This window comes from Streptomyces sp. NPDC005374 (assembly GCF_042872225.1).
In the GTDB taxonomy this organism is placed as follows: domain Bacteria; phylum Actinomycetota; class Actinomycetes; order Streptomycetales; family Streptomycetaceae; genus Streptomyces.
In genome coordinates, this window is the sequence record NZ_JBIAKA010000021.1 from 118,828 (window position 1) to 136,763 (window position 17,936).

At 70.0% G+C, this 17,936-nt stretch carries 12 protein-coding genes and 1 pseudogene; 11 read left to right on the plus strand and 2 right to left on the minus strand.

Translation table 11 applies throughout. The features are described 5' to 3' along the window. Positions 1-65: 65 nt before the first annotated feature. Entirely contained in the window at positions 66-431 is a 366-nt protein-coding gene (locus ACFYRX_RS39610) for a hypothetical protein (RefSeq protein ID WP_389111115.1), read from the minus strand. A 197-nt stretch (positions 432-628) separates the two neighbouring features. Between ACFYRX_RS39610 and ACFYRX_RS39615 the strand changes: the two genes are divergently transcribed. The 11 genes and pseudogenes from ACFYRX_RS39615 (at position 629) to ACFYRX_RS39665 (ending at position 16,924) form a co-directional block, all read left to right on the plus strand. Continuing rightward, on the plus strand, positions 629-1,669 hold the full coding sequence (locus ACFYRX_RS39615) for a LacI family DNA-binding transcriptional regulator (RefSeq protein ID WP_389111117.1): 1,041 nt from the start codon (positions 629-631) through the stop codon (positions 1,667-1,669). After that, positions 1,666-3,186, plus strand: a complete 1,521-nt coding sequence (locus tag ACFYRX_RS39620) for a sugar ABC transporter ATP-binding protein (RefSeq protein WP_389111120.1) — start codon at positions 1,666-1,668, stop codon at positions 3,184-3,186. Before ACFYRX_RS39615 ends, ACFYRX_RS39620 begins: the two co-directional genes overlap by 4 nt. Next, on the plus strand, positions 3,176-5,125 hold the full coding sequence (locus ACFYRX_RS39625; RefSeq protein ID WP_389111123.1) for a substrate-binding domain-containing protein: 1,950 nt from the start codon (positions 3,176-3,178) through the stop codon (positions 5,123-5,125). Before ACFYRX_RS39620 ends, ACFYRX_RS39625 begins: the two co-directional genes overlap by 11 nt. 70 nt (positions 5,126-5,195) lie before the next feature. After that, entirely contained in the window at positions 5,196-6,101 is a 906-nt protein-coding gene (locus ACFYRX_RS39630) for a ribokinase (protein WP_389111125.1), read from the plus strand. Beyond that, positions 6,098-6,634: pseudogene (rbsD, locus tag ACFYRX_RS39635) on the plus strand (D-ribose pyranase). The gene ACFYRX_RS39630 and the pseudogene rbsD overlap by 4 nt, the downstream one beginning before the upstream one ends. An 881-nt stretch (positions 6,635-7,515) precedes the next feature. Continuing rightward, entirely contained in the window at positions 7,516-8,586 is a 1,071-nt protein-coding gene (locus tag ACFYRX_RS39640; protein ID WP_389111128.1) for a LacI family DNA-binding transcriptional regulator, read from the plus strand. A 179-nt stretch (positions 8,587-8,765) separates the two neighbouring features. Continuing rightward, positions 8,766-10,007, plus strand: a complete 1,242-nt coding sequence (locus ACFYRX_RS39645; RefSeq protein WP_389111130.1) for an extracellular solute-binding protein — start codon at positions 8,766-8,768, stop codon at positions 10,005-10,007. 20 nt (positions 10,008-10,027) lie between these two features. Beyond that, the gene (locus ACFYRX_RS39650; RefSeq protein WP_389111133.1) at positions 10,028-11,011 is read left to right on the plus strand and encodes a carbohydrate ABC transporter permease; all 984 of its coding nucleotides are present in this window, start codon (positions 10,028-10,030) and stop codon (positions 11,009-11,011) included. Beyond that, a complete protein-coding gene (locus ACFYRX_RS39655; RefSeq protein ID WP_389111135.1) occupies positions 11,008-11,832 on the plus strand; it encodes a carbohydrate ABC transporter permease in 825 nt (274 codons plus the stop codon). Before ACFYRX_RS39650 ends, ACFYRX_RS39655 begins: the two co-directional genes overlap by 4 nt. 55 nt (positions 11,833-11,887) lie before the next feature. Then, complete coding sequence (locus ACFYRX_RS39660) at positions 11,888-13,648, plus strand: amylo-alpha-1,6-glucosidase (protein WP_389111138.1); 1,761 nt, start codon at positions 11,888-11,890, stop codon at positions 13,646-13,648. A gap of 84 nt (positions 13,649-13,732) precedes the next feature. Further along, a complete protein-coding gene (locus tag ACFYRX_RS39665) occupies positions 13,733-16,924 on the plus strand; it encodes an RICIN domain-containing protein (RefSeq protein WP_389111140.1) in 3,192 nt (1,063 codons plus the stop codon). A 205-nt stretch (positions 16,925-17,129) separates the two neighbouring features. Here the strand turns inward: ACFYRX_RS39665 and ACFYRX_RS39670 are convergent, their stop codons facing one another. Then, positions 17,130-17,927 carry a sugar phosphate isomerase/epimerase family protein gene (locus ACFYRX_RS39670; RefSeq protein ID WP_389111341.1) on the minus strand — a complete coding sequence of 266 codons (798 nt, stop codon included), beginning with the start codon at positions 17,925-17,927 and terminating at the stop codon, positions 17,130-17,132. Between the last annotated feature and the right edge of the window lie 9 nt (positions 17,928-17,936).

Here is a 17,936-nt window from a genome sequence, read left to right on the forward strand (position 1 = left end):
CGTTCGCCCGTGGAAGCCCCCGCCTGATTGGACATGATCCGACGGTACCGCCCGGCACCGACAGTTCAGCCGGCCTGTCCCTTCACGTGGTCGATCACCTGCTGGAAGTCCTCGGTCGGCGAGAACTCCACGAACTCGCAGTCCTCCAGGGCCACCGGGACATGGCCGGGACCCCAGTAGTAGGCCTGGCCCGCCTCGTACTCCTCCTCGCCGGACGCCGTGAGCATCTTCAGCCGGCCCTTCAGCAGGTAGCCCCAGTGCGGGCACTGGCAGGCGTCGCCGTCGAGGCCCTTGAGGGCGGGTCCCATGTCCGTGCCCTGCGGCAACCGGAGATAGCCGACGGACATGCCGCCGCCGATGGGCTGGGTGCGTATCTCCACCCCGTCGCCCGCGAGAGCGACGGCGACGTCATCGTGAGTGGCCGCTGTCATGACTCCTCCGCTCCGGCCCACCGTGGCCCTTCGAGGGAACGACTCCTGCTCCCTCCACCGTGCTCCGTCCTCGCGCGGCCCGCGACGTCACGATCCGGTCTCGGGGTCTTGCCAAGCGTCGTGTAATCGATTCCAATCTTCTGCATCGCGTGGATGTAATCGATTCCACGAAGGATCCACGAGGAGGTGGAGCGGCGATGGCGAGCATCAAGGATGTCGCTGCCGAGGCGGGCGTGTCCGTTGCCACGGTGTCGCGCGTTCTGAACGACCATCCGTCGGTCAGCGCGGACGCACGCACGCGTGTGCTGGCCGCCGTCGAGGCGCTGGGCTACCGCCCGAACGCCGTCGCCCGCTCCCTGCGCACCGACCAGACCCACACCCTCGGCCTGGTCATCAGCGACGTCATGAACCCCTACTTCACGGAGCTGGCCCGGTCCGTGGAGGAGGAGGCCCGCGCGCTCGGCTACAGCGTGATCATCGGCAACGCGGACGAGCGGCCGGCCCTGCAGGACCACCACGTACGGAACCTGCTCGACCGCCGTATCGACGGCCTCCTGGTCTCCCCCACCGACGGCGGCTCCCCGCTGATGCTGGACGCCGTGCGCGCGGGGACGCCGATGGTCTTCGTGGACCGCTGGATCCCCGGTGTGGCCGTGCCGGTCGTCCGGGCCGACGGGCGGGCCGCGATACGGGATCTCGTCGCCCATCTGCACGGGCTCGGGCACCGGCGGCTCGCGATCATCGCGGGCCCCGCGGCCACCACCACCGGCCAGGAGCGCGTGACCGTCTTCAGGGAGGCCCTTCAGGCGTACGGCCTCGACCTGCCCGACGCCTACATCGGCCAGGGCGACTTCCAGGCCGAGAGCGGGCGGCGGGTCACCGAGGGCTTCCTCGACCTGCCCGAGCCGCCCGAGGTCGTCTTCGCCGCCGACAACCTGATGGCGCTCGGCGCGCTGGACGCCGTACGCGCGCGTGGGCTGCGTGTTCCCGGGGACCTCGCTCTGGCCGCGTTCGACGACATCCCGTGGTTCGTGCACACCGATCCGCCGATCACCGCGATCGCCCAGCCGACGGGCGAGCTGGGACGGGCCGCCGTGCGCGCGCTCGTCGACCGCATCGAGGGACGGCACCCCGAGTCCGTCATCCTCCCCGCCCGTCTCGTCGTTCGCCGCTCCTGCGGTGAGCCCGCCCCACAGAACGTCGTAGTGAACCCCGTGACGAACAGGAGCAAGCCGTGAGCAACCAGGACGAGTTGCTGCGCATCGAGGGCATTCGGAAGTCCTTCCCCGGCGTGGTCGCGCTCGACGGCGTCGACTTCGACCTGCGCCGGGGCGAGGTGCACGTGCTGCTCGGCGAGAACGGTGCCGGCAAGAGCACGCTGATCAAGATGCTGTCGGGCGCCTATCACCCGGACGAGGGCCGGGTCCTGGTGGACGGCGAGGAGGTGCACATCCGCGGGGCGCAGGACGCCGAGCGGCTGGGCATCGCCACCATCTACCAGGAGTTCAACCTCGTCCCCGACCTCACGGTCGCCGAGAACATCTTCCTGGGCCGGCAGCCGCGCCGCCTCGGGATGATCGACCGGAAGACGATGGAGGCCGACGCCGAGGTGCTGCTGAAGCGCGTCGGGGTCAATGTGTCGCCACGCGCGCGTGTCCGCGAACTCGGCATCGCCCGGCTCCAGATGGTCGAGATCGCCAAGGCGCTCAGTCTGGACGCACGCGTGCTGATCATGGACGAGCCGACCGCGGTGCTCACCTCCGAGGAGGTCGACAAGCTCTTCGCGATCGTGCGCACCCTGCGCGAGGACGGCGTCGGGATCGTCTTCATCACGCACCACCTGGAGGAGATCGCCGCCCTGGGCGACCGGGTCACCGTCATCCGGGACGGTAGGTCCGTCGGGCAGGTCCCTGCCGCCACGCCCGAGGACGAGCTCGTACGCCTCATGGTGGGGCGGTCGATCGAGCAGCAGTACCCGCGCGAGCGCGGTGACACCGGGGCGGCCCTGCTGAAGGTCGAGGGCCTCACGCGCGACGGTGTCTTCCACGACATCGGCTTCGAGGTGCACGCCGGTGAGGTCGTCGGCATCGCCGGGCTGGTCGGAGCGGGCCGTACCGAGGTGGCGCGGGCCGTGTTCGGCGCGGACCCGTACGACGAGGGGACCGTGAAGGTCTCCGGGACGGCCCTGAAGGGGCACGACGTGGGCGCCGCCATGGCGGCCGGTATCGGTCTGATCCCCGAGGACCGCAAGGGCCAGGGCCTGGTGCTCGACCAGACCGTCGAGGAGAACCTCGGCCTGGTGACCATGCGGACGGCCACGCGCGCGGGGCTCGTCGATCTCAAGGGGCAGCGCGAGGCCGCCGCGCGGATCGCCGGGCAGCTCGGTGTGCGGATGGCCGGACTCCAGCAGCACGTCCGTACGTTGTCCGGCGGCAACCAGCAGAAGGTCGTCATCGGCAAGTGGCTGCTCGCCGACACCAAGGTCCTGATCCTCGACGAGCCGACGCGCGGGATCGACGTCGGCGCCAAGGTCGAGATCTACCAGCTCATCAACGAGCTGACGTCCCAAGGGGCCGCCGTCCTGATGATCTCCAGCGATCTGCCCGAGGTGCTCGGCATGAGCGACCGGGTGCTGGTGATGGCCCAGGGCCGGATCGCCGGCGAACTCGACGCCGCCGACGCCACGCAGGACTCCGTGATGGCACTCGCCGTCAGCACACCTACTACCGAAGTGGAGGCCGGCCGTGGCCGCTGACACGCATCCGAGCACTACGGGCGCCGGTGGCGCCGCCGGCAACCTGCGCCGACTGCTCCTCGACAACGGCGCCCTCAGTGCGCTGATCGTCCTCGTCATCGCCATGTCGGCGCTGTCGGGCGACTTCCTCACCACCGACAACCTGCTCAACGTCGGTGTCCAGGCGGCCGTGACCGCCATCCTCGCCTTCGGCGTCACCTTCGTGATCGTCTCGGCGGGCATCGACCTGTCGGTCGGCTCGGTGGCGGCCCTGTCGGCCACCGTGCTGGCCTGGAGCGCGACGTCACACGGCGTGCCGGTCTTCATAGCGGTCGTGCTCGCCGTCGTCACCGGCATCGCGGCCGGTCTGGTCAACGGCTTCCTGATCGCCTACGGCAAGCTGCCCCCGTTCATCGCGACCCTGGCCATGCTCTCGGTGGCCCGCGGTCTGTCGCTGGTGATCTCCGAGGGCTCCCCGATCGCCTTCCCCGACTCCGTCTCGCACCTCGGTGACACGCTCGGCGGCTGGCTGCCGGTGCCCGTGCTCGTCATGGTCGGCATGGGGCTCCTCGCGGCCTTCGTGCTCGGCCGGACGTACATCGGCCGCTCCATGTACGCGATCGGCGGCAACGAGGAGGCGGCCCGCCTCTCCGGACTGCGGGTGAAGAAGCAGAAGCTCGCCATCTACGCGATGTCCGGTGTCTTCGCCGCCGTCGCGGGTGTCGTGCTCGCCTCACGGCTGTCGTCCGCGCAGCCGCAGGCCGCCGACGGCTACGAGCTGGACGCGATCGCCGCCGTCGTCATCGGCGGTGCCTCCCTGGCCGGCGGCACCGGCAAGGCGTCCGGGACGCTCATCGGCGCGCTGATCCTGGCGGTCCTCAGGAACGGTCTCAACCTGCTGAACGTGTCCGCGTTCTGGCAGCAGGTCGTCATCGGTGTCGTCATCGCCCTGGCGGTCCTCCTGGACACCCTGCGCCGCAAGGCCGGGGCGACCCCGGTGACCGGTGCCTCGCAGGGCGGCAAGGGGCGCCAGGCGGCGACGTACGGGCTCGCGGCCGTCGTCACCGTGGCGATCGTCGGCGCCACCTCCTTCCTGCACAACGGCTCGTCCTCGACGGGGAACCCCAAGGTCGGTCTGTCGCTGTCCACCCTCAACAACCCCTTCTTCGTGCAGATCCGGGCGGGCGCCCAGGCCGAGGCGAAGAAGCTCGGCGTGGACCTGACCGTCACGGACGCCCAGAACGACGCCTCCCAGCAGGCCAACCAGCTGCAGAACTTCACCAGTTCGAGCCTCGGCGCGATCATCGTCAACCCGGTGGACTCGGACGCGGCGAGCAACTCCGTGAAGGCGGCCGACAAGGCGAAGATTCCGGTGATCGCGGTGGACCGGGGCGTCAACAAGGCCTCGGTGGACGCCCTCGTGGCCTCCGACAACATCGCCGGCGGCGAGCTCGCCGCGAAGACGGTCGGCGAGAAGCTCGGCGGCAAGGGCAAGATCGTGATCCTGCAGGGGCAGGCCGGTACGTCGGCCGCCCGTGAGCGCGCGCAGGGTTTCGCGCAGGGTCTCAAGGCCTACCCGGGCATCCAGGTCGTCGCGCAGCAGCCCGCCGACTTCGACCGCACCAAGGGCCTCGACGTGATGTCGAACCTGCTCCAGGCCCACCCCGACGTCCAGGGCGTCATCGCCGCCAACGACGAGATGGCGCTCGGCGCGATCAAGGCGCTGGGCTCCAAGGCCGGCAAGTCGGTCTCGGTGGTCGGCTTCGACGGCACGCCCGACGGCCTGAAAGCGGTGAAGGACGGCACGCTGTACGCGTCCGTGGCACAACAGCCCTCGCAGTTGGGCAGGATCGCTGTGGACAACGCGCTCAAGGCCCTCGAGGGCAAGAAGGTCGAGGAGACGATCAAGGTGCCGGTGAAGGTGGTCACGAAGGAGAACGTGGCCGGTTTCACGGGCTGACGACGACGGGTGGGCGGGCGGTTCCGGTACGGGCCGCCCGCCCCGGGGCACCGACTAGGGGAGTCAATCCATGTACGACTACGACCTACTGGTCGTAGGGTCGGCCAACGCCGACCTGGTGATCGGCGTAGAGCGGCGGCCAGGGGCCGGCGAGACGGTGCTCGGCTCGGACCTCACCGTGCACCCGGGGGGCAAGGGCGCCAACCAGGCGGTCGCGGCAGCCCGGTTGGACGCGGACACGGCGTTGCTGGCCCGGGTCGGCGACGACGGGCACGGCCGGCTGCTCCTGGACTCGCTGCGGGCGTCCGGGGTCGACACGGTGGGCGTGCTGGTGGGCGGGGCGCCGACCGGCGTCGCGCTGATCACCGTCGACCCGTCGGGGGACAACAGCATCGTGGTGTCGCCGGGTGCCAACGGGCGGCTCACCCCGGCCGACGTACGGGCCGCGACCAGCCTCTTCCACGCCTCCCGGGTGGTGTCGGCCCAGCTGGAGATCCCGCTGGAGACGGTCGTGGAGGTCGTACGGAACCTGGCGCCGGACAGCCGCTTCGTGCTGAACCCGTCGCCGCCGCGGCCGTTGCCGACGGAGGTTCTCGTGGCCTGCGATCCGCTGATCGTCAACGAGCACGAGGCGAAGGTGATCCTCGGGGACGCGTGCGTGAGCGACGTGCCAGAGGACTGGGCGCGGCTGCTCCTCGCGAAGGGGCCGAGGTCGGTGGTCGTGACGCTGGGCGCGGAGGGCTCGCTGGTGGCGACCTCCTCCGGGGACGTGACCCGGGTGGCGTCGGTGAAGGTGGACGCCGTGGACACGACGGGTGCGGGGGACGCCTTCACGGCGGCGCTCGCGTTCCGGCTGGGGGCCGGCGCGTCCCTGGCGGAGGCGGCTTCGTACGCGTCCCGGGTCGGGGCGGTCGCGGTGACCCGGGAGGGCGCGCAGGACTCCTTCCCGACCGCGGAGGAGGTCGAGGCGCTGTGAAGCGGGCCGGAATACTGAACCGTCATCTGTCGGGCGCCCTGGCCGAGTTGGGGCACGGGGACGGGGTGCTGGTGTGTGACGCCGGTATGCCGATCCCCGACGGGCCGCGCGTGGTGGACCTGGCCTTCCGGGCCGGGGTGCCGTCGTTCGCGGAGGTCCTCGACGGGCTGCTCGCCGAGCTGGTCGTGGAGGGGGCGACGGCGGCGGACGAGGTGCGGGGCGCCAATCCGGCGGCCGCGGATCTGCTGGACGCCCGCTTCCCCGAGCTGGACCTGGTCTCCCACGAGAAGCTCAAGGAACTGTCGGCGGGAGCCCGGCTCGTCGTCCGCACGGGCGAGGCACAGCCGTACGCGAACGTGCTGCTCAGGTGCGGGGTGTTCTTCTAAGGCAGGCCCAACGGCCGCTTCCCTGAGCTGCACATGGCCTCCCACGAGAAGCTCAAAGAGCTGTCGGCGACCGCACGGCTCATCGTCCGCACAGGCGAGGCACAGCCGTACGCGAACGTGCTGCTCAGGTGCGGAGTGTTCTTCTAGGGCGGGCCAGCTGGCCCGCCCTTCACGGCAAAGGCGCAGCGCGTCGGCGGCACCCTCGGCGCGGCGGCGCGGTATCCGTGCCGACGCCGCCGGTGCGCGCAGTACCGGAAGCGGGCGACTTCACGGTCACCTGACCGCGAGCCTGGCCTCGGCCCCCGTTGCCCGTCGTCCGAGCCGGCATCGGCATCGGCATCGGGGGCCCGTAGCGGGCGCGGGGCCGGGGATCTCGGCGCCCGCTCCGGTGACGGCGACTGGCACCGCGGCACCGCCTGCCATGTTTGTCCTTCGTTGTCGCACTGAGGATCCCGTGACGTCCCGGACACTGGATCCGATTCGATCCGATCCGTCCCGTACATACGAGGCCGATCCCTGCTGTGCCGGATCAGCACTGCAGCCGCCGCGTACGAGCGCGACGGTCGCTCGGTGGCAGCCTGCCGCCCGGAGGGGGAGCTCCGGGCGGCGGACGTAACCGGCGCAGGGGACGACGACAGAGGTGCCGCCTCGACAGCAGTCGTTCCCCGCGGCAATTCATCGAACCGGTTCGATCACGCTAGCAGGGGGAACCGGTCGGCAATACCCCCCGACACCGACTTCCCCGGCCGCGCACGGCCGACCGTCCGGGCAGGGTCACGGCGTCCGTGGTCCACAGATTCAGGCATCCGGCCCGTCGGCAAACAGAGGCACACTCGGCCAAACAAGACAATGCACCTCGACACACCGAGGTTTCCGGGCCGTTACGAGAATTTTGACTCGAGGCGTTGACACCCGCCCGGGTTGCTCCTACCTTCACTTCACGCGAACCGGTTCGACGATCGGCATCTGGCCGGATTCGTTCCCCGGAATCCTCGAACCGGTTCGACCCATGTCGGCAAGGAGTCCCCGTGAACATCGGTGAGATCGCCCAGCGGGCCGGTGTCTCGCGGAGCACCGTGTCGTACGCCCTGAGCGGGAAGCGCCCCGTGTCCGAGGAGACCCGCGACAAGATCCAGCGGGTCATCGACGAGCTGGGCTATCAGCCCAACGCGAGTGCGCGGGCCCTGGCCAACGGCCGGACCAACACCATCGGTCTGGTCTTCCCGCCCGCCGGGAACCACTACACCGGCATGCAGCTGGACTTCATCGGCAGCGTCACCGAGGCCGCCGCGGCCCATGACTACGACGTGCTGCTCTCTCCCAGCGGTATGGACAGCGACCGCTCGTTCCAGCGGCTGCTGGGCGAGCGGCGGGTCGACGGCGCGATCCTGATGGAGATCCGGCTCGAGGACGACCGGCTCGACCACCTCACCGCGGTCGGTTTCCCCTCGGTCGCCATCGGACGCACCGCCCGCCCGGAGGGCACCTGGTGGGTGGGACTGGATCACACGGCACTGGCGGCGGCCTGCGTCCACCACCTCGCGGACCTCGGCCACCGCCGGATCGCCTTCGTCAACCGGCCCGAGCAGCTCCTGCGGGCCGGCTACGAGTCGGCCCACCGGGGTCTGGACGGCTTCACCAAGGCCGCGGCGGAACGCGGGCTCACCGTCCGGACGTACTGCTGCGAGGACGACGCCGCCTCGGGCCTCGCCTGTCTGGAGCGGATCCTGCACGACGACCCGGCCACCACCGCGCTGGTCACGCTGAACGAGTCCGCGCTCGGCGGTCTCTACCGCGGCCTGGCCCAGGCCGGTCGCCATGTGCCGCGCGACTTCTCCGTCACCGGAGTCGTGGCCGGCCGCTGGGCGGAGACGGTGACCCCGCAGCTCACCGCCGCGGACGTGCCGGCGGAACAGATGGGCCGCCTCGCCGTCGACCTGTTGGTCAAGCGGCTCGACGACCCCGCCGCACCGGCCCGGCACCACCTGCTCGCGCCGCCGATCTCCTTGCGAGCGAGCACCGCGCCCGCCGGGACAAGGCCCGCCGACCCCGCTCCTGGCCCCGGCAACCCCTGCACCCCTGACCGCATGCACCCCTGAACCGCATGCCCCCTGACCATCGCCCGCGCCCACCGCTTCACCCTCCGCACCCCATCCCGCCCGGCTGAGCGACCCGTCGCCCGGGTCCGGCGAGCCCAGCGGCCCGCATTCACCCCTCCCAGGGCACTCCTGTGCCGATCCCAGGGCACACCTGTGCCACAACCCATGAGGAAGCCACCATGAACCGATCCGCCAGACGGCGTCTCACCGCCGCAGTCCTGACCGTCGCCGCCGTCACCACCGGCGCCACCGCGTGTTCCTCCGGAGGCGGCACCTCCACGAAGGCCGCGGACAGCGGCACGTACACGGTCTGGGACCCGTACCCGCAGTTCGCCAAGGGCTCGGCCTGGACGGACCTGCTGGACAAGTGCGGCACCACGGCGGGCGTGAAGATCAAGCGGACCGCGTTCGACACCAGCGACCTGACGAACAAGGCGCTGCTGGCCGCACAGCAGGGCAACTCCGCGGACGTCCTCATCGTCGACAACCCGGTCGTCTCCACCCTGGCCGAGGCGGGCGTGCTGACCACGACCGACGACAACAAGCTGGACACCTCCAAGGTCGACCCCAACCTCCTCGCCGCCAGCCAGTCGGGCGGCAAGGCCTACGGCACGCCGATCGGCGCCAACACGCTCGCCCTCTACTACAACAAGGCGGTCCTGAAGAAGGCCGGCGTGGACATCGCCTCGGTCAAGGACTGGAAGTCGCTGACCGCGGCCCTGGAGAAGGTCAAGGGTGCGGGCAAGAAGGGCATCACGTTCTCCGCGATCGGCACCGAGGAGGGCAGCTTCCAGTTCCTGCCCTGGTACTGGGGCTCGGGTGCCCAGCTGACCGCACTCGACTCCGACCAGGCCGTCTCCGCGCTGTCGCTGTGGAAGAACTGGCTGGACAAGGGCTACGCCCCCAACTCGGTGATCAACAACACCCAGACGACCAGCTGGCAGGAGTTCGCGAGCGGCGACTACGCCTTCGCGGAGAACGGCACCTGGCAGCTGGCCAACGCCAAGAAGGCCGGTTTCGAGTACGGCGTCATCCCCGTCCCCGCCGCCACGGGAGGCAGCGCGGCCGCCCCGACCGGCGGTGAGTTCGTCACCCTCCCGGTGCAGGACGACACCGGCCGCTACGCCACCTCGCAGAAGCTGGTGTCCTGCCTGACCAACGGCCAGAACCTGCTCGACACCGACACGACGCTGTCCTACGTGGCCCCCACCAGCGAGGTCCAGGACAAGCAGGTGGCCGCGAACGCCGAGTTGAAGCCGTGGGTCGACGCGGTCAGGGCCGCCAAGGGACGCACCAGTGACGACCTGGGCACCAAGTACCCCAAGATCTCCGAGCAGTTGTGGAAGGCGGTCCAGTCCGCGCTGAGCGGGTCGCAGTCGCCGAAGGACGCGCTCAAGGCCGCCCAGTCCGCAGCCAAGTAACCAGTGCCAGAGGCCCGTTGATGAACCGCACGACACGAGCGCCGGATGCGCTGCCGGTCCGCGACGGGAACGGGGCGGCGACCGCCGCCCCGCCCCCGGCCCGCACCACGACCCGGCGCCGTCCCGCCTCTCCCCAGTGGACCGCCTGGGCGTTCCTCACCCCGGTGACCCTCTACCTCGCCCTCTTCTACGCCTATCCCCTCTACCGCAACCTCGACCTGAGCCTGCGCAACTACACCGTCCGTTCCTTCGTCCAGGGTGACGCGCCCTTCACGGGTCTGGCGAACTACCGGAAGGTCTTCGACGACCCGACCTTCGCCCCCGCCCTGCTCCACACCGTGGTGTTCACCGCCGTGTGCCTGGTCTTCCAGTACGCGATCGGCCTGGCGCTGGCGGTCTTCTTCAACCAGAACTTCCGGCTCTCCGCCACCCTGCGGGCGCTGTTCCTGGTGCCGTGGCTGCTGCCGCTGATCGTGTCGGCGTCCACCTGGTCGTGGATGCTCAACAGCGAGTCCGGCATCGTCAACGCCACCCTGCACGCCATCGGCATCGGCCCGGTGAACTGGCTGACCTCACCGTCCTGGTCACTGGCCTCGGTGATCATCGCGAACATCTGGATCGGCGTCCCCTTCAACCTCGTCGTCCTCTACAGCGGCCTGCAGTCCATCCCCACCAGCCTCTACGAGGCCGCCGCCCTGGACGGGGCGAACGCCTGGCGGCGCTTCTGGAGCATCACGTTCCCGCTGCTGCGCCCGGTCTCCGCGATCACCCTGCTGCTGGGTCTCGTCTACACCCTCAAGGTGTTCGACATCATCTGGATCATGACCAAGGGCGGCCCGGCCGACTCCTCCACCACCTTCGCCACCTGGTCCTACCAGCTCGGCTTCGGCAACCTGCTGCCCGCCTTCGGCCCCGGCGCGGCCGTCGGCAACCTGCTCGTGGTCGCCGCCCTGGTCTTCGGCCTGATCTACCTGAAGGTCCAGCGAAAGCAGGCGCTGTCATGAACCCAGGTTCCAGCCGTCCATGGTGGAAGACGACCGTCGGCGTCCTGCTCACCGCGGCCATGCTCTTCCCGGTCTACTGGATGCTCAACGTGTCCTTCACCCGCGACCAGGACATGCGCAAGTCCCCGCCGGACCTGTTCCCCGCCCACGGCACGCTGGAGGGCTACCGGGCCGTCCTGGACCAGCAGTTGCCCTACCTCGGCACCAGCCTCGTCATCGGCCTCGGCACCGTCGTACTGACCGTGGCGCTGGCCGCACCCGCCGGCTACGCGCTGGCCAAACTGCGCCCACGCGGCGGAGGCGCCCTCAGCTTCCTCCTCCTGGTCGCCCAGATGGTCCCCGGCATCATCATGGCGATGGGCTTCTACGCCATCTACCTCAACCTCGGCCTGCTCCAGTCCGTCCCCGGCCTGATCGTCGCCGACTCCACCCTGGCCGTCCCCTTCGCCGTCCTCATCTTCACCGCGTTCATGTCCGGCATCCCCGGCGAACTCATCCAGGCCGCGCAGATGGACGGGGCAAGGGCCCTGCGCACCTTCTGGTCCATCGTCCTGCCGATGAGCCGCAACTCGATCGTCACGGTGTCCCTGTTCGCGTTCCTGTGGTCCTGGTCCGACTTCATCTTCGCCAGCACCCTCGCCAACGGCGGGGCGCACGAGCCCATCACCCTCGGCATCTACCACTACATCGGCAACAACAACCAGCAGTGGAACGCCATCATGGCGACCGCCGTCGTGGCCTCCCTGCCCGCCACGGTCATCCTCGTCCTCGCCCAGCGCTACGTCGCCGCAGGCGTGACCGCCGGTGCCGTCAAGGACTGACACACCACCCGGCAGACCACCGACCGCCCCCCCTCAAGAAACGAGTACCGCCTCCATGACCGCCGCCCCGTCCGGACCGGCCTTCTCCGTCCACGACATCCCCTTCAGCACGCACGGATCCTGGTTCGGCATCTCTCCCGTGGTGGCGGAGAAGACGTACGCCGAGGACCTCCACCTCGTCTCGCACCAGAACGGCATGCACGCCGTCCTGCGCCTGGTCCCCCTCGACGCGGCGACGGGCGACCGCGCCGAGACCCGCGTCGAGGCGACTCCGGGCCTGCTCAGCTGGACCGGCACGGACGGCCGCGTCGACCTCGCCTACGAGTCCCCGGACACCGTGCGACTGCGCGGTACGGGTCTGTCGCTGCGCGTTGCCGCCGCGGCCCCGGCGCTGACCCCGTTCAGCGGCACCTACTTCTACCGCGACCCGGTGGACGGAGCCCACACGTTCACCTCCTACGAGACCGGGCGCCGCTACCGGATCACCGTGCTGTCCGGCACGGTCGCCGAGGTGTCAGGTTCCGAGGCCCTGGGCGCCGGGGACCGCGGACTCACGGTCGCCGCCGACGCCGACGGATCGTGGGAGGTCGCGGTCGAGGAACTCGACAGCGCGCGTCGGCCCTACGGCTCCCCGGCGTCGTTCGGCGAGGTCATGGAGGCCGCGCGGCGATCGTTCGCCGACTTCGCCGACACGGTCGCCCCCTGGCGCTCGGCCGACACTCCGGCCGCCGAACTCGCCGCCTACGTGGTGTGGTCGGCGACCGTGCGCCCGGCCGGCCAGGTCACCCGGCCCGGTGTCCTGATGTCCAAGCACTGGATGGACAAGGTGTGGAGCTGGGACCATTGCTTCAACGCCCTTGCCCTGGCCCCCGGTTGCCCCGAACTGGCCTGGGACCAGTTCCAGCTGCCCTTCGACCACCAGGACGAGAGCGGGGCCCTGCCCGACTCCGTCACCCACTCCGAGGTCCTCTACAACTTCGTCAAACCGCCCATCCACGGCTGGGCCCTCGGCCACCTGCGCACACGGCTCACCGAACCTCTCGACCCGGCCCAACTGGCCCAGGCGTACGACAGGTTGACCCGCTGGACGGACTTCTGGCTCACCGCACGGCGCGCACCCGGCACCACCCTGCCCCACTACCAGCACGGCAACGACAGCGGCTGGGACAACGCCACCACCTTCGACCCCGGACGCCTCGCCGTCACCGCCGACCTCACCGCGACACTGATCCTCCAGCTCGACGAACTGGCCCGGCTGGCCGGCGAACTCGGCTTCGCCGACGACGCCCGGCGCCGCACCGAGACAGCCGACGGCCTCCAGGTGGCCCTGCTGGACGAACTGTGGGACGGCGAACGGTTCCTGAGCCGCCCGGCCCACGGCGGAGCCCTCTCCCCGAGCGAGAGCCTGCTCGACCTGATGCCGATCGTGCTCGGCGACCGTCTGCCCGCCAAGGTCCACAACCAACTGGCCGAACGGATCGAAGCCCACCTCACCGCGTACGGCCTGGCGACCGAACACCCCGGCTCCCCCCACTACGAGCCCGACGGCTACTGGCGCGGCCCGATCTGGGCCCCCGCCACCGTCCTCATCGAGGACGGCCTGCGCCGCGCCGGGCACGACCGGCTCGCGGACGAGATCAGCGCCCGCTTCCGCGCCCTGTGCGAGATCTCCGGCTTCGCCGAGAACTTCGACGCGCTGACCGGCGAGGGACTCCGCGACCGCGCCTACACCTGGACCGCGAGCAGCTATCTGATGCTCGCCCGCGACCACCGACAGCGCCGTGCGCGGGCCGCGGCCGACACCACCGTCGCCTGACCGACGAGCGACGACCCATCCACACGTCCGGCACGGGGGCCGGCGCAGCACCGACCAGCCGCATCCCTGAAGGGACGTAAGCACATGCCACGAATCGGGCAAAGACGCTCGACCACCAGACGCCTTCTCCACGGCATCACCAAGGCGCTGCTCCCGCTGACCGTCATCGCCGGCGTCACCACCGCGATGGCAACGCCGGCCTCCGCCGCCACCCCCACCCTCACCGTCGATCTCGGCACCACCACCGGGGCCTTCCGCGGCGGCGCCTCGGGGGCGCTGTACGGCCTGTACGGACCGGACGTGCCGACGGACAACCTCATCGAGGGGATGGGGCTGAAGACCACCAACACCAAGTACCAGGACGGTCAGCAGCACCCCGGCTCGGACGCCCTGGAGATCGCCAAGCCCTTCACCGACAGCGGCGGCGGGGACATCTTCATCTACATGACGGACGTCTACCGGGCCAACTACGAGCGCGCGAGCTACGCGGCCTACCAGGCGACCCTGAAGACCCAGGTCGAGCAGGCGATGGCCAGCCCCTACGCGAGCCACATCGTCTTCATCCCCTACAACGAGCCCGACCTGAACTGGTTCAGCGGCATGCGCACCAACGCCACGGCGCTGGCCAACTTCAACGCCGAGTGGCGCCAGACCTACACCTTCATCAAGGGCATCTGGCCCCAGGCGCGGCTCGCCGGACCCAACATCTCCAGCTACTCCGACTCCGCCCTCAGGGGCTTCCTCACCTACTGCAAGGCCAACAACTGCCTGCCCGACGTGGTGACCTGGCACACCCTGGGCAGCCCGGCGGACGTCCGCAGCACCGTCGACTCCTACCGCGCGGCGGAGACCGCCACGGGGATCACCTCGCCGATCACCGTCAACCTCAACGAGTACGCCCACCGCTACCACCTGACCGACCCCGGCCAGATGGTCCAGTGGATCGCGGCGATCGAGGACGAGAAGATCGACGGCAACCTGCCGTACTGGAACATCAACGGCAACCTCGGCGACTCCGCCGCCGCCCAGAACACGCCCAACGCCCAGTGGTGGCTGTACAACTGGTACAGCTCCATGAGCGGGAACACCATCAAGGTCACCAGCACCGGCGCCAACGCCGCGTACACCCTCCAGGGCCTGGCGAGCCTGGACACCGCCAAGAAGCAGGCGCGGGTCATCCTCGCCGGGGGCGGCACGAGCGGTGACTCCAGCACGGTCATCAAGAACATCGACCCCGCGGTCTTCGGCAGCACCGTGCACGTCAGCGTGTTCCAGGACCGCTACAGCGGCTACATCGGCGCGGCGGCCACCCCGACCCGGCTCCTCGACGCGGACGTCGCCGTGGGCTCCGACGGCTCGATCACCCTGCCCCTCACCCTCGACGCCATGTCCGCCTACGAGGTGATCGTCTCCCCGGGCGGCACCGGGAGCAGCACCGCCTCCGACACCACCTGGTCGGGCACGTACGAGGCCGAGAACGCCACCCTCAGCGGCAGTGGCTACAACATCAACACCGAGGGCACGACCGGCAATGTCGGCAAGTTCGCCACCTCCGGCACCAAGGACGTCGGAGGGCTGCGTACCGGCTCGACCACGGTGATCTCCTTCCCCGTCAACGTTCTCACCACCGGCGACTACGACCTGTCGGTGTTCGGCAACAGCTACGCCAAGGACGCCGACGTCAAGGGCCCGACGAACGTGTACGCGCGGGTCGACGGCGGCGCCTCGACCAGGATCGACATACCCGTCGGCTTCCAGTGGGTGGTGTGGGGCCACAGCGACACCACCGTGCACCTCACCGCGGGCAGCCACACCATCACCCTCGCCACCACCGGCGACAACGGCGCGGCAACCGTCGGCGACGCCATCATCGACAAGATCGACCTGCGGTACCAGGACGCCTCCGTCCAGGGCACCACGCTCTACGAGGCCGAGCAGGCCAACCTCTCCGACAGCGCCACCGTCGGCTACACCTCCCAGGGCCAGTCCGGCGCGGGCGCGGTCAACCTCACCTCCGGCAAGTCCGCGACCTTCTGGGTCTACTCGGAGCGGGACGGATACGCCGACCTGACGGCCCGCTACCGCAACACCGGCCAGGCCTCACTCACCGTCAACGGCAAGGCCGCCGACGACCAGACCCTCTCCGGCGCGACGACCGGAGCCTGGTCCACCTCCACCAACCGCGTGTACCTCAACAGCGGCATCAACAAGGTCAAGGTCACCGGCAGCAGCGGCACCCTGGCCCTGGACGACCTGGCCGTCACGCCGTTCAGCGCCTCCGACGCCGTCACCACCGGAAACGTCGTCACTTACCAGGCCGAGAGCGGCACCCTCACCGGCACCGCGGCCATCGACACCACCTACACGCAGGCCAACGGCGGTGTCGTCACCGGCATAGGCAACGGAACCGCCAACTCCCTCACCCTCAACGTCAACGCGCCCTCGGCCGGCACCTACGCCATGACCATGCGATACGCCAACGCCGAGGAACTGCCCTCCAACCACTACAACCCGGACCTGTACGCCGAGCACGCGGACGTCAGCGTCAACGGCGGCAGCTCCACCCGGGTCAACTTCGCGAGCACCCTGCACTGGAACCAGTTCGAGGACTACACCGTCCCCGTGACCCTCACCAAGGGCGCCAACAGCGTCAAGTTCACCGCCTCGCAGCTCTACAACTACGACGGCACGACCATCGGTCTCGTCTACTCCGGCGGCGGCAGCGACATCGGACAGCCCATGCGCTCCAGCTCCGCACCCCACCTCGACCAGGTCTCCTTCGCCCCCGCGAGCCTGCACATCGGCGCCTCGACCGGCTTCTCCTCCACCGCGGTCGCCCAGCACAGCTCGCTCTGCCTCGAGGACCCCGCCCGGTCGACCGCCGACGGCACCCAGTACCAGCAGAACACCTGCGGTACCGGCCAGGAGCAGCTCTTCGACTTCCACCCCGTCTCCGGCACGACCGACACGTACACCGTCGTCAACCACTCCAGCGGCAAGTGCCTGGACGTCTCCGGCCTCTCCACGGCCGACGGGGCCGCCGTCCAGCAGTGGACCTGCCTCAACGGCACCAACCAGCGGTTCACGCTGAGGGCGGTGACGGCGCTCGGCAACAGCCACGACTACCAGCTGGTCGCCGTGCACAGCGGCAAGTGCGTCGACGTCAGCACCGTCTCCACCGCGCCCGGCGCCCTCGTCCACCAGTGGACCTGCGACACCGGCAGCACCCTGACCACCAAGAAGAACCAGATCTGGCGCCTGCTCGGCAAGAGCTGACCAGCGGCGGAGCCACCACGGGGGTACTTCGAAGGGGTCCGGTCTGACGACCGGACCCCTTCGGCTTTTCCCTCCCCGTCAGAACCCCCGCGATCCCCCCGGATCCCCCTCCAGAAGTCCTGATGCCATGTACGACCGGCCAGGTGGGGAAAGGGTTGTACGGGTCTTTGGAATTTTTTTGTCCGTCTCCGCCCCCGCGATCACCTCACGCGGTGTGGACCACGAACCGTTCCGCGGTCTCCGCGAGGACCTCGCGGCCGTCCCGGGCCCACAGGGCGTCGTTGAACAGCTCGACCTCGATGGCGCCCGTGTAGCCGGCCGCCTCGACGTACCGCTGCCACTCCCGCATGTCGATCGAGCCGTCGCCGATCTGGCCGCGGCCGTTGAGGACGCCCTCGGGCAGCGGGGTCGTCCAGTCCGCGAGCTGGAAGGTGTGGATACGGCCGCCGGCGCCCGCGCGGGCGATCTGCGCGGGCGCGTTGTCGTCCCACCAGATGTGGTACGTGTCCACCGTGACGCCGACCTGCTGGGCGGGGAAGCGTTCCGCCAGGTCGAGGGCCTGGGTGAGCGTCGAGACCACGCAGCGGTCGGAGGCGTACATGGGGTGCAGCGGCTCGATGGCCAGCTTCACGCCATGCTCCTCGGCGTAGGGGCCCAGGACCGCCAGGGCGTCCGCGATGCGTTCGCGGGCACCGTGCAGGTCCTTCGAGCCCACCGGGAGGCCGCCGGAGACCAGCACCAGGGTGTCGGTGCCCAGCGTCGCCGCCTCGTCGACAGCGCGGCGGTTGTCGTCCAGAGCGGCGGCCCGCTCCGCCGGGTCGATCGCCGTGAAGAAACCGCCGCGGCACAGGGTGGTGACCGTGAGGCCCGCGTCGCGGACCAGCTTGGCCGTCTCCTCGACGCCGTACGACTGGACGGGATCGCGCCACAGGCCGACGTTGCCGATGCCCAACTCCCGGCAGGCGTCGACCAGTTCGGGCAGTGACAGCTGCTTGACCGTCATCTGGTTGAT

What these genes read in the sequence shown, in the direction of transcription:
- ACFYRX_RS39670 (WP_389111341.1), bottom strand. Translation starts at nt 17,927, where the DNA reads ATGACGGTCAAGCAGCTGTCACTGCCCGAACTGGTCGACGCCTGCCGG.
- ACFYRX_RS39650 (WP_389111133.1), top strand. Translation starts at nt 10,028, where the DNA reads ATGAACCGCACGACACGAGCGCCGGATGCGCTGCCGGTCCGCGACGGG.
- ACFYRX_RS39645 (WP_389111130.1), top strand. Translation starts at nt 8,766, where the DNA reads ATGAACCGATCCGCCAGACGGCGTCTCACCGCCGCAGTCCTGACCGTC.
- ACFYRX_RS39630 (WP_389111125.1), top strand. Translation starts at nt 5,196, where the DNA reads ATGTACGACTACGACCTACTGGTCGTAGGGTCGGCCAACGCCGACCTG.
- ACFYRX_RS39615 (WP_389111117.1), top strand. Translation starts at nt 629, where the DNA reads ATGGCGAGCATCAAGGATGTCGCTGCCGAGGCGGGCGTGTCCGTTGCC.
- ACFYRX_RS39665 (WP_389111140.1), top strand. Translation starts at nt 13,733, where the DNA reads ATGCCACGAATCGGGCAAAGACGCTCGACCACCAGACGCCTTCTCCAC.
- ACFYRX_RS39660 (WP_389111138.1), top strand. Translation starts at nt 11,888, where the DNA reads ATGACCGCCGCCCCGTCCGGACCGGCCTTCTCCGTCCACGACATCCCC.
- ACFYRX_RS39655 (WP_389111135.1), top strand. Translation starts at nt 11,008, where the DNA reads ATGAACCCAGGTTCCAGCCGTCCATGGTGGAAGACGACCGTCGGCGTC.
- ACFYRX_RS39610 (WP_389111115.1), bottom strand. Translation starts at nt 431, where the DNA reads ATGACAGCGGCCACTCACGATGACGTCGCCGTCGCTCTCGCGGGCGAC.